At 64.9% G+C, this 12,053-nt stretch carries 12 protein-coding genes; 1 reads left to right on the top strand and 11 read right to left on the bottom strand.

From position 1 onward, the window contains the following. Positions 1-91 precede the first annotated feature (91 nt). From AAHS21_RS31560 to AAHS21_RS31535, 6 genes are all read right to left on the bottom strand, one after another. Positions 92-3,226, bottom strand: a complete 3,135-nt coding sequence (locus AAHS21_RS31560; RefSeq protein ID WP_342931228.1) for a hypothetical protein — start codon at positions 3,224-3,226, stop codon at positions 92-94. 236 nt (positions 3,227-3,462) lie between these two features. Continuing rightward, positions 3,463-4,071 (bottom strand): hypothetical protein, encoded by a 609-nt coding sequence (locus AAHS21_RS31555; RefSeq protein ID WP_342931227.1) that lies wholly within the window; start codon positions 4,069-4,071, stop codon positions 3,463-3,465. A gap of 188 nt (positions 4,072-4,259) precedes the next feature. Beyond that, positions 4,260-4,424 (bottom strand): hypothetical protein, encoded by a 165-nt coding sequence (locus AAHS21_RS31550; protein WP_342931226.1) that lies wholly within the window; start codon positions 4,422-4,424, stop codon positions 4,260-4,262. Between the two features lie 15 nt (positions 4,425-4,439). Continuing rightward, entirely contained in the window at positions 4,440-4,925 is a 486-nt protein-coding gene (locus AAHS21_RS31545; RefSeq protein WP_342931225.1) for a nucleic acid-binding protein, read from the bottom strand. Positions 4,926-4,939: 14 nt separating this feature from the next. Further along, positions 4,940-5,263, bottom strand: coding sequence for a hypothetical protein (locus AAHS21_RS31540; protein WP_007172124.1), 324 nt, complete (start codon positions 5,261-5,263; stop codon positions 4,940-4,942). After that, positions 5,256-5,666 (bottom strand): WhiB family transcriptional regulator, encoded by a 411-nt coding sequence (locus AAHS21_RS31535; RefSeq protein ID WP_342931224.1) that lies wholly within the window; start codon positions 5,664-5,666, stop codon positions 5,256-5,258. The genes AAHS21_RS31540 and AAHS21_RS31535 overlap by 8 nt, the downstream gene beginning before the upstream one ends. 333 nt (positions 5,667-5,999) lie before the next feature. On the opposite strand from AAHS21_RS31535, the gene AAHS21_RS31530 reads away from it, so the two are divergent. Further along, positions 6,000-6,671 (top strand): helix-turn-helix transcriptional regulator, encoded by a 672-nt coding sequence (locus AAHS21_RS31530; protein ID WP_342931223.1) that lies wholly within the window; start codon positions 6,000-6,002, stop codon positions 6,669-6,671. On the opposite strand, the gene AAHS21_RS31525 is transcribed toward AAHS21_RS31530, so the two are convergent. From AAHS21_RS31525 to AAHS21_RS31505, 5 genes are all read right to left on the bottom strand, one after another. Beyond that, positions 6,619-7,539 carry an NlpC/P60 family protein gene (locus AAHS21_RS31525; protein WP_342931222.1) on the bottom strand — a complete coding sequence of 307 codons (921 nt, stop codon included), beginning with the start codon at positions 7,537-7,539 and terminating at the stop codon, positions 6,619-6,621. The genes AAHS21_RS31530 and AAHS21_RS31525 overlap by 53 nt on opposite strands. 170 nt (positions 7,540-7,709) lie before the next feature. Continuing rightward, positions 7,710-8,672 (bottom strand): hypothetical protein, encoded by a 963-nt coding sequence (locus AAHS21_RS31520; RefSeq protein WP_342931221.1) that lies wholly within the window; start codon positions 8,670-8,672, stop codon positions 7,710-7,712. A 386-nt stretch (positions 8,673-9,058) separates the two neighbouring features. Then, positions 9,059-9,949: a ParB N-terminal domain-containing protein gene (locus AAHS21_RS31515; protein ID WP_342931220.1), complete on the bottom strand. Its 891-nt coding sequence runs from the start codon at positions 9,947-9,949 to the stop codon at positions 9,059-9,061. Beyond that, positions 9,949-10,665: a ParA family protein gene (locus AAHS21_RS31510; protein WP_342931219.1), complete on the bottom strand. Its 717-nt coding sequence runs from the start codon at positions 10,663-10,665 to the stop codon at positions 9,949-9,951. Before AAHS21_RS31510 ends, AAHS21_RS31515 begins: the two co-directional genes overlap by 1 nt. A gap of 589 nt (positions 10,666-11,254) precedes the next feature. Continuing rightward, complete coding sequence (locus AAHS21_RS31505; protein WP_342931218.1) at positions 11,255-11,797, bottom strand: hypothetical protein; 543 nt, start codon at positions 11,795-11,797, stop codon at positions 11,255-11,257. Positions 11,798-12,053 lie beyond the last annotated feature (256 nt).

Below are 12,053 nucleotides of genomic sequence, written 5' to 3'. Positions count from 1 at the left end.
GAGTTCGAAGCAGCGTTCTACGATGCACAACGGACCGACCAACCCCTGGTCGAAATCCAATAGCCCGAGCCTCCGGCAGAACCAGGGCGTTTCACACGGTGAGTTTGAGGGCGAGGTCCTCGGCGCGTTGCGATGCGTTGGGGCAAGATAATTCTTCAATGTTGCAGGTGCGGCCCAAGTTCTTGTACGTGTCGGCTTCGTCGATCATCAGATAGTCACAACCGGATTCCTCAAACCGCAACCCAGTGTCTTTGGTGTTGGCGGCTAACAGTTTTTCTAGCCGCGCCTTGGCGCTTTTGATGGCCAGTTCGATGCGCTTTTTGCTGCGGTCGGCTTCGGCGGATTGGAGTTGTTCGCGCAAGGTGTCGAGCTGGTTTTCGATGTAGTCGACGCGCATGTCCGTGGAGACGTTGATGGCGGTGAACGCCGACTGCGGGATGACAACGAGATCCCAATCACTTGAGGCGGTTTGGGCGATGAAGCGGCGCCGTCCATCAGCGGTGGTGGCCGCTGAGCCGAGCAGAATCTTGGCGGCCGGATACCATTGTTGGGCTTCGCGGCCAACTTGTTCGGTGATCGCGTTGGGTACCACGAGCCAGGGTTGGCGTACCAACCCCAGGCGCCGCAGTTCCAGCGCTCCAGCGACCATGCTTCCCGTCTTGCCCGCTCCGACAACATGATCCAAGAGAACGGTGGGCTCGGAGATGATGCGCGCGGCGGCGTTGCGCTGGTAGAAGTGCGGCGTGAAGTGATCCGACATGCCGGGAAAACGCATGTGTGAGCCGTCGTAGGCAGGCGCGCGCAGCGAGTTGAAGCGCCGGTTGTATTCGGCGACCAGGGTGTCGCGGCGGGTCTCGTCAGACCACAGCCAGCGGGTGAATTCCTCGCTGATTTTGGCCATTTTGGCTTGGGCGGCGAAGGTGGCCTGCGGGTCGAGGGCACCGTCGTCGTTGTTGACGAGGACGGCTTTGGAGTTGCAGGCGGCCTCGAGCAGGCTGACTGCGTCGCAGCCGCGCCGGTCGGTTCCCCATTCGTCGGTCATCAGCCGGCCGTGTCGTTTGTAGGAGGCAACGTCGACGACCCAGCGCCCGCCGATGTGTTCGGCGACCACACCGGTGGCGTCGAATGTTTTCTCGGCGAAGGCGGCGATGACTTGGGCTGGGATCCACGGTGCCCCGGGGCGTACTTTGATGTCTTGGGCTTCACGCTGGGGCGGCAGCACCTGTTGCAGGGCGGCGGCGTAGTCGTTGTAGATAGGGTTGGTTTCGGCCGCATCGAGCGCGCGGGCGAGTTTGGTGCGCACGTTGCCTGACAGGGCACTCACGGCCGGGACGAGTTCGTCGGGGTCGTCGAGGCTGGGATAGACCAGTCCAGCGATCAGGTCACGGGCGTCGTTGACTTCGACTTCTAGCAGGTTGGCGATTAGGTCGACGTCGACGCGCTGGGTGCGGTCCAGGCACATCGCCAACGCTTCTTCGGGGGTGTCGGCGGTGGCGCGCTCCAGCGGCGGGGTGAGCAGGTCGGTGGAAAAGATGGGCGATTTCTGGGCGGTGCCGGTGTCTTCGTCGAGGATTTCCAATGAGGCGACCAGTGCCCATCCGGGGTCGTGGCGCATTCCGCCGTCGAGGTGACGCCGCTTCTTGTAGGGAGCCGGCGCTTCGGAGGCCTCGGTGTCCCATTGCGCGGCGACGTCGTCGGGCACGGGCCCGGTGTAGGGGCGCTCGGGGGTGCCTTCGGCGGTGCGCCAGGCGGTTTCGGCGGCGGCCAAGCGCTGGTCGTGGCGTTCTTGGGTGACGGTGGGATAGACCCAGGTGAACCGGTTGAGGGGGCCGTGGCGGCGCACGTAGTTGTCGTAGAGGGTGTTGAGGTGTCCGCGGAGCTGGTCGCGCTCGGCGGCGGGCTGGCCGTCGCGTTGGGAGGCGATGAGGCTGGCTGCGACGTCGCGCAGGCCGATGAGTTCGCGGGTTTCTGCTAGCAGCGTTTTCGGGGTTTTGTGGGGTTCCCATTGGTGTCCGGCCCAGTATTCGATGCCGCGGTTGGCCTCGCTGTAGCGCAATGTGTAGAGCGGGGTGTCCTCACCGCGGCCGGCCGCGGTGATCAGGCCGGGGTTGAAGACGTCTGCGGAGACGTCGGTGAGTTCAGCCGGCGTGGCGGTTAATCCGAGCCCGTGCTGGATGGCTGAGTCGATGATCAGGTGTAGCCGGTCGCGCAGCTGCTGGGCGAGCTCGGTGCCGCTGGTGCCGCGCACTACGAGTTGGTGGGAGCCGTTGAGTCCGCGGCCCAGGTGCATCTGGCCGAGCACGTTGTGGGGGTTGGCGACGAAATGGGAGTTGATGTGCAGGGTTTCGCCGGCGCCAGTGTCGGGATCGGTGAGTTCGATGGCTTCGGTGTTGATCCAGTCGGGCAGTTCGTCTGGGGAGGGGGTTCGGGGATCGCGGCGGCGCAGGATGAGCAGGTCGGTGACGACCTCGGTGCCGGCCACCCGCGTAAACGCCTTCGACGGGAGCCGGATCGCGCCGATGAGGTCGGCTTTGGCCGAAATGTCGCGCCGGGCGGCCGATTTCGCTGCATCCAGGGTGTAGCGGCTGGTCAGCACAGCCACGTATCCACCGGGGGCAGTCAGCGCGAGGGATTTGACGATGAAGTGGTTATGGATGGAGTGACGGGCGGGGTTGTGGGCGGGGTCGGTGACCGCGTAGCGGCCGAAGGGGACGTTGCCGATGGCGGCGGCGAAGCTGTTTTCGGGGACGTGAGTGGATTCGAAACCTTCGTGGCGGATCTGGGCCGATGGGTAGAGCACGGCGGCGATGGCTGCGGTGGTGGCGTCACTTTCCACACCAACCATGACTGCCTTATCGGGGGCGTGAGCGATGAATGTTCCTGCCCCGCAACCTGGTTCGAGGACCTTGCCGCCAGTAAACCCGGCCCGACCTAGTGCTTCCCACACCGCGGCGGCGATGGCCGGATCGGTGTAGTGGGCGTTGAGGATGGAGGCCTCTGCCTGGCGGTATTGGTCGCGGTCGAGCAACTCGGCCAGGGTGTCGCGTTCGGCGGCGAGCTCGCTGGCGCGGGGGTCGAACACCTGGGGTACCGCACCCCAGCCTGACCAGGTGGCCAGGACACGTTGTTCGGCTGGGGTGGCCGGCCGCTGCGCGTCTTGCAGGGTGCGCAGCAGCTCGACGGCCGCAATGTTGGCGCGGATGCGTGCTTTGGACCCAGATGGCACCAGGGTGTCGAGGCTTGCCGGGAAATCGGTGGGGCTGGTGAATTCTTCTATCCGCTGCTCGGCGGCCGGAGTCGGTTCGTCTGATACAGCCGGGCTTTGCGCGGTGCCCGCCGGCGGGTCGATTGGCTGGTGGGCTGGTGTGCGCGGGTTCGGCCGCGGCAGCGGGGCGCCGCCGGGGTCAATCGAGCGCGGATCGGTGGGCTGATCGGCCTCATCGAACAGTGAGGGCTGGGCGTTTACCGCTCGGGTATGCCGTCGTCGCGCATATCGGTGTAGACCATCTGAGCCAGCGTGCTCGTGAGCGGATCGTCCGGGCCGCTCGGTAGGGGCAGGCCGTCCTCGGCCCGGGCGGCTAGCAGGTATCCGGCCTTGATCCGAAACACCGCCGAGTAATTCGGGTCCGGCCACAGATCCGCGATCAGCGCCTCGATGTTCTGGCTGGGGTCGCTGCGATACTGGGGCCGGGTCCAGCGTTGATCCCAGGGCACCTGACTGCGATCGGGCGCTGGGTCGTTGTGCTCCCCCCACAGGTTGCTGGGCTGGCCGTCCTCGGTCGGGATCTGCTCGTAGAGCTCGTTGTTGAGCACGATCTCCATTGCCTGGCTGCGTGCGGTGTTCAGAAGCCCCGCCTTGGTCAGGTAATCCGGATGCTGGCCGCGGCTGCGGGTCCACGCCCCTACCGCCTGGGCGCCCATCTCGGCCGCCAGCTCGGCGACCTGGTAGCTGATCCTGGCCGCCTGGCTTTCCAGGAATGTCTCGCGTTGGGCTGGGCTCCACTGCGGGGGCAGCTTGAGCGGGCCCGCGTAGGCCTCCGCCACGATCTGGCGTATCTCTGGGCTCGTCACCACCACCGTCCCCGCCGAAGATGTCGAACAGACCCGGCTGGTGTGGATCTGGCCGCGTGCTCCGTGCCATATTGTGCGCTCCGATCGGATCGTGTCGGGGTCGGGGTAACCGTGGTTAGCCATAAACTGGCGCAGCCGACGCTCATCAGCCCGTCTTCGTGCCGCAGCCGAGCGTGCATCGGGGGAAGTCATGTCGTTGTGTCGCAGTCGAATAATGTCGGGGTGGAGATCTGCCGGTTGGACCACGAGGCCTCGGTACGCGCCGCGTAGGCGCCGCTTTGCGATGTGGCAGATGGGATTTCGACTCGGCCCCAGTCGCGCAGCTTGATGTCATACAGGGCGTTTGCGCTCATTGGGTTGCCTTTCAGTTACGGGATCGGCGCCAACTGCCTGGTGGTGCAACCATGGGGGGCACGATGAGCGCCAGTGGCGGTGCGGATGTGAATGCTGCAGGAGGTCAGCTGCCGGACAAGGCGCAAGTTGTGACCAGCCTTGCCTAGTGCGCGCGCATAGTCATCGGGGTTGACGTAGACGCGGATGCGGCGCTGTTCAGGGTTGATGACTTCGGCGATCGCAGACTTGATTCCCAGTGCGTTGATCACGTACCTGGCAGTGTCGCTGTCGTAGGCGATGATGCTGACATGTTCGCCGCAGAGGCGCTTTTCGACGTCGGCGATACGCAGGCCGGCCCACCCGATACAGACGGCGACCGCGTTGATCCCGCGAACACGTGATCGGACCGCGACTTTAGCCAACAGTCCGGGCTCGCGTGCGACCGCAATGATTTCGATGGAGCCGTTGGCCAGTTCGGGCACCCGAGCTGTCAGCGCCGCTCGAACGGGACATGTGATCATCGGATGGCGCCCTTTCAACGTGGCGCCGGCTGGCCGTCCGAGGCGCTGAAAGCGGCTTCCAGGGCGGCGATTTCGCGGTCGGCGGGGTTGGCGGCCGCCGTCCAGGTGACCTCGCGGCCTTCACGGCCACCGCGGGTCAGCAGGCCTTGACGCTCAAGGCCGCACAGCACCCGGTAGATCTGCTCGTGGATCGGGGCGCAGGATATCGCGACCCCCGCGACCGGCACGTCAGGCGCGTGCAGGCGCAACTGGGCTGTCGTGAGGGGCCGTTGCGCGATGCGGAGTTGGGCGAGCAGGTCGTCGCGCAGGACGCGGGTGGCTGCGCTGCTGCTAGGCACTGGCCTTCTCCCTTAGCGTCGCACTTGCCCTGGACGCGGGTTTAGCTGCTTGTTGGCGGCGCAGGTCGCGCTGGGTGGCCGCGAAGTGCACGGCCTGACGGATTTGCAGGGACCGCAGCCGTAGCGCTGGGGGTTGGTTTCGGTAGCGGGCGATGACCTCGCGTAATTGCGCTCGAGCGGCCTTGAGGGCGGTGACGTCACGGGCGCCGGGCATGGCCACGCTCGCCCACACCCCATCGGTAGCGCCAAATCTGAGGGCGTTCTGGGCGCAGGCGACGATGATGGGGCAGTTGGTGCAGATCGCTGCCGACTCTCGCTCCCCGCTATATCCCCTGAACCAGGTGTCGGGGTCTTCGTACTCGCACAGGCCGGTGTCGGCTCGCAAGGGTCGGATGGTGGTCACTGCGCTCTCCATTCCTAATTATACCTGTGCATCATGTTGTGTATGTTGTGTACTGACTACGTTTATAGCTGCTCATGCACTGATAGGCAACATCAGTGCGGACAAAGGTTTCGGCAGAGTAAGTCGACACAGTTCACGGACGTACCGCGTATTGGCACCTCTGCGCATCAGCTGCGCGAAACCATGCTTTTCTGCCTTAACCAGGCTATCTCTGTGCATCTCCCGCGTGGCGCATCTGTGGGGATCCCGTGTCCGACCGTGGCTGAACGTGGTCAACTTCTATAGTTAACTTGCAAGTATCCGAGAGGTCGTCGGTCGACGACGGCGGCGACGATGGCGAAGGACACGGTGAGCACCAAGGCGACTCCACCTGGCGAGAGCCCGCTAGAGCGGGTGGGTAAGGCCGTTGCCGACCGCCGAGTCGAAGTTGGGCTGGAAACGCAGCGAGAGCTAGCTGACGCGGCGAATGTGTCGCTGAACACGGCCGCGTTGCTTGAGCGCGGCAAGTCATTTCCTCATCGGATCAACCGCGTGAAGTTCGAAGATGCCCTGCAGTGGCCGCGCGGCACCCTCGATGCGCTACGCCGCGGTGAGCCCATCCCGCAGACCCAACCGCGCCCGACAGCGGCGCTCACGGCGCAGCCCTCGTTCGAGTCGGTGTCGACCGATCCGCGCACCACGTTGCAGGCCTTGGGAATCGCTAAGGCGATAGCGGCGATATCTGCGATATGCGCACAGATTCTGGTGCGCCACAGCAACAGTGCACAAGCGAAGGCAACGCTGCGCGACCTCGACGATCAACTGTTGCAGTTAGAGTCGCTCATCGTCGCGAGTCTGCCGCACGTGCGCGGAAAGTCGTTTAGCGAGACCATGTCGGCGCTGACCGAGCTGCACGAGTATCGCGACGTCATCCGCGACGCCGCCGGGGACGCGCAGGCCTCGACCGAGACTGCTACGCCATCGGCCGGCGCGCCACGTACGAGGCTGGCATCGGCGAAATCCTGACCGGCACACCGGATTGCTGGGCCTCGACGCACTGCGTTGGGCTGATGGCGAGCATGACGTGCCCTGCTTCGGGAAAGATCAGGTCTCCGGCTTCGACGTTTCCATGAGCTACCTTGGCGCCCTGGTGAATCTGGGTGTATGTGTCGGGACCCAAGGTGATGCCAGCCTGAGCGTAGGACCAGTGAACCAGGCCGGAGCAGTCAAATTGGTTGGGCCCCTTGGCCCCCCAGACATAGGGGCACCCCAAGCGGGTTAGTGCGGCTTTGACCGCGATACGCGCTAATGGCCCTCCCCCAGCGATCGCGGCGTCGTGGTCACCGACGAGTTCGGGGTTGGTGTGGTGGTGGTTTCGGGTAAGCCCGGTGTCGAGGCCGGGGATAGAAAGTGGGCTGCCCACTCCCCCGCCAGCGGCGCCCAGGCCGCCCATCGGCATGCCACCGGTCATGGCGCCGGCGCCCATCGGCATCGCGCCCATCCCTGCGCCGTAGCCTCCGGCACCTCGCCCGATCAACGCCGCCAGCTCCATATTGCGCCGCTCACAGATGCGCAACACGGCCTTGGCCCGATCCAGCTGGCTTTGCAAATGCGTCACCAATTCCCGCTTGCCTGCCGGGGTTCCGGTGGCAGGAGCGATCGCGGCCACCCCCGAACGGGTATCGGTGATCACCCCATCCATGCCCCCGCCACCCGCGGCAGCAGCCTCTCCCACGCCGGTCAGCGGCGGGCCGGTCCCCGCGTCGGCGGCCATGGTGTGATCCAGGGAAAATAGCCGCCCAGTGTTGGCAACGCCGTACCCGGTGGCCGCCGCACCACCCCAGCCTGCGACGGCGGCCTGCCCCGCGCCCGCCACAACCTGGCGACCCGTCACCAGTCCCGACGTTGATGACCAACCCCCGTTAATCACCGGCGCCGCCCCGAAAAGCCTGCGCGCATCGCCCAATACACGGCCAGCCTCAGCCACCACCCCATCGAGCGACATAACCGGCAGTATCACCTAAACCGCGCCCACGCGGCTATCACCAGCACCAACTTCGCCGCTCAGTAACCCTTCGGCGGTCGTGTGGGATCTGCCTGCTGGATGTTGGCTGCCAGATTCGACGCGTCAGCTGCGACGCAATAGCGGCCGCGGGCGTAGTTGATGAACGCGCACGCTTCGGATACGTCGTCGAATCGGCTACTTGCTGTGCCCGGCTGGTGATACTGCCGGAACGTTGCACCGGTGAATTGGAACGACCCTCCGCTGGGATCTCCCCTCTGCGCGTTGGCATCGGTGTGGTTTATGGCGTCGTTGCGGTATCCGGATTCACGTTTAGCCACCAGCATCATCCCGGCTTCCCACCGGGCACGTGCTACGGGATCGTGAACGCCTTCGATGTCGAGGGCTTTGCGGATCGCCGCGCGGACGCGGTCGGCCCCTGGACCTGCGTGCTCGGCGGCCAGGTTCAATCCCTGATCCGGTTCGGGGTTGGTGTGGTGGTGGTTTCGGGTAAGCCCGGTGTCGAGGCCGGGGATAGAAAGTGGGCTGCCCACTCCCCCGCCAGCGGCGCCCAGGCCGCCCATCGGCATGCCACCGGTCATGGCGCCGGCGCCCATCGGCATCGCGCCCATCCCTGCGCCGTAGCCTCCGGCACCTCGCCCGATCAACGCCGCCAGCTCCATATTGCGCCGCTCACAGATGCGCAACAGGGCCTTGGCCCGATCCAGCTGGCTTTGCAAATGCGTCACCAATTCCCGCTTGCCTGCCGGGGTTCCGGTGGCAGGAGCGATCGCGGCCACCCCCGAACGGGTATCGGTGATCACCCCATCCATGCCCCCGCCACCCGCGGCAGCAGCCTCTCCCACGCCGGTCAGCGGCGGGCCGGTCCCCGCGTCGGCGGCCATGGTGTGATCCAGGGAAAATAGCTGCCCAGTGTTGGCAACGCCGTACCCGGTGGCCGCCGCACCACCCCAGCCTGCGGCGGCGGCCTGTCCCGCGCCTGCCACAACCTGGCGACCCGTCACCAGTCCCGACGTTGATGACCAACCCCCGTTAATCATCGGCGCCGCCCCGAAAAGCCTGCGCGCATCGCCCAATACACGGCCAGCCTCAGCCACCACCTCATCGAGCGACATACCCGGCAGTATCACCTAAACCGCGCCCACGCGGCTATCACCAGCACCAACTTCGCCGCTCAGGCCTCCCAGCGCTCCCTGCTGTGAGCGTTGCCGTGGGGTGCGTTTGGCTTTCGGTTCGCCGGTGTTGGCGCCGGCAACCACCACCTGCGATATCGAACGGCGCCGCCGAAACCGCTTGACGCCCAGCATAATTGAGTGTGGCTGAGCGTGCAGCATGCCACGCCACCTCGATGGATGGGTCAGCTTTCCACGGAAAATTGACCCTCGCGATGCTATGTGAGCAACTTCCTGAGCTGGCCGACCAGTGTCCTGGCTCCCTTATCGCCAAGTTGATCGCGCAACGCTATCGCCAACGCGCTTGGATCCGCGTCGAACTTTCGAAGCGCCCGCGTCACCGAGCGCAGCGGCGGCGCCGTTGGTTCGTCTCGTGCCGCCGAATCCGAATTGCCGTCCCCGGTTTCGTTGGCGGTGTTGGCCCCTTCACTGGGCCGGCCGCGAGCGACCTTCCATCGGGCCACCTGCTGTGCGAGCGGAACCTGGGCAAGTGAACGCGCTTCGCGAATCGCCAGATCGCCCCTGCGGGTGGCTTCCTGAAGATCGGGTGCCAGTTTGAGTAGCGCGCGCCGATGTGACACCCACGTCTTGCTCTTACGAAGATGTTCGGCCGCGGCGTCAGCGCTGCCGTACTCCCCCACTAGCCTCTCAACAGCTTTGGCTTCCTCGATCACGTCGAATCCCGAGCGGTCGACGTTCTCGGAGATTACAGCCGTGAGCAGCGTTGCGCGATCATTGGCAAGTTCGTCTTTGATCACGATGTCGAGCTCGGATCGGCCGAACTTGTGCGCGGCGGCCAACCGCCGGTTGCCGATGATTACGACCCACCGCGCCGAAATCGTGGTCTCGGGGTAGATGTTTTGAAATGCTCCTCGGGTGACAACAACTACGGGCTGTAGTTGGAAGTCAACGATGGAGGCCAACTCGTCGAGGTCACCGACCGAATCGCGCGGGTTGTGTGGGTTGCCGACCAGGTCTCGTAGAGCCACCGACCGCGACAGGCCCGACCGTGGGGCGACGACGGGAATCTTCGCGTTTCCGTCAACAGATGAGTTGTCGCCAACAGCATCGACGAGATCATCGAATGTCTTGACACCACCGCGCCCCATTACCGGACTCCTACCATGTTCAGTTCGTCGGCGAGCTTGTAGAAGTCAGCCGCCGCGTTGGCCGCCGAGCCACTCTTCTTGTACTGGGTGACCACGACGCCCTCGCTGGAGGCATTCGTGTGAATCTTGTAGTGCCGCACTACCGTCTCGGCTAAGGGCCATCCCTGTCCGCGAATGAACTTCTGCGTTTGCTTTAACCAGTGTTCGCCATCGCGCGGGTCCCAATCATTGATGAAGACCCGGTAGGGGATGTTGCGCGGTTCGAGAAGCTTACGGATCGTGCGCGCGGTTGGGTCGAAGCACATCGGCGCCGGCAGCACCGGAACGATCGCTTCGTCGGTGACGTCGAGGACGGTCCGCAGTGCATCGGCGGAGTATCCGTCACCTAGACCGTCTCGAGAGGAGTCCGCGTCGAGGTCGAACCAGCCGGCGGTATCGACGTAGACCTCGACAATACCGGGCAGGTTGTTGAGCTGCTGCAGCCATTCGAGGGGATCGTCGTGCGCTTGGACAAGATGGAAGGGGAGTGCGTCGACCCGGTTGGCCCACCATTTTGCCGACCCCTGCGGGTCTATCGAGACCGCAGCGACCGGCGAGAACGCGTCGGGCTCGAGATGTGCGGTCAGTTTTTGGGCTCGTACGGCGGCCAGATTGACGGTCGCGGTGCTCTTGCCGACACCGCCTTTTTGGTTCAAAACAGTGACAACTTTGGTCATGGGGGAGAAGACCTTGGTGCGCTTGGGCCGCGGCTGCGGCCCACTCCGGGAATCGGCCGCCAGGAAGTACGTCGCTGACCGAACGACCGCCCCTCAGACACGCTGAATTGTGCATTACATCTCGCTAGTTTTCCGCGGAAAACTGCCCGGATCCAACCGGAGATCGTGCGCTGTCTTTCGCGCCTTCCCGGTCCATCAATCACATCAGCGAGTCCATGACTTGCGTCGATTGACGAGTGAGAGGCCAGTTTTCCGCGGAAAACTGGACATGCCGGGCTCAGATCATCACCCCAAAAGTCACGCGATTCCGCCGCGGCAGTGAGTCGTGCGCGCGCCTCGTCGACTCGCCGCTCCCGATGGCATCCGGCCGCATCATGATGTTGGCCGGCAGCCGCCGCCGAGAGGGTGAACACGTCCTCGGGCGCTCGTGGATCGGGGCGTTGATTGCGCCGGGGCCCCGCACGACGTAGGAGTCGAACCGGCCGCATTCGCTGGCATGCACAACCGGGTCCACCCACAACAGCGCCCCAATAGTCGTTGGCACGTGCACAGACGCCAGACCACCTCACCGACACCGTGGGTCGACGGTTCACGGCGCATCCGCACCTAGTGTTTGCGCCGCCACGTTGTTGGGCACGCCACCGCCGACCTCTGGCGCAGCGGCGTCTACTGAACCTAGTGCTTGCGCCGCGGCGTCGGTGGCCGCGCCACCGTTGGCTTCCGGCACCGCGCCCTCTCCTGCGCCCCGCGCCGCGCTGCCTTCCGCACCTAGTGCATCCGCGCGCGGCGCTGCCTGCGCGTCGGCAGCCTTCAACACCGCGCGCACCTCACCGACTTTGACTCCCGCCAGTTCAGCGATCGCAGTGAGGCTTTCACCGCGGCCTTGCATCCGGGCCACCGCTGTCGCGCCGGCCTGGCGGTGTTCGTGACGGCGCCGCTCCCCCTCTGCGCGTATCTCGTGGATACGGTTGCGCTCCCACTCGTCGACGGCGACGAGCCGCCCAAGCTCGACGAGAAACGACGCAGCGTCATCGACATTTTGACGCTCACGCTCCAGACGTGCCTCGTTGGCCTTATGCTGCGCCTCCCGGACACGCTTGCGCGCCGCCGATTTCGAATTGATGTTCACCACGTAGGAACCATAGGACGCACCCACCGTCGCGCTCTACCATTCTGACCAACATCATCTGTGTCCCCATTTGTCCGCACCCACCGTCGCCAAATCGTCTGCCCACCAATGCAACACATCCGCACCGATCCGCACCACTCACCACAACCACCTGTCCGATCCGGGGGTTGCGTCCACCAAGATGGTGTATGAGTCGGGCCGTGAGTTGAGGACCGGCGTGTCGTAGCCGGATAGATGAGGGTCATCGCGTGATTCTTCG

This window comes from Mycobacterium sp. 050272 (assembly GCF_039023525.1).
Lineage (GTDB): Bacteria > Actinomycetota > Actinomycetes > Mycobacteriales > Mycobacteriaceae > Mycobacterium.
Note: the sequence above shows the minus strand (reverse complement) of the source record. Positions and strands in the feature narration are given on the sequence as shown.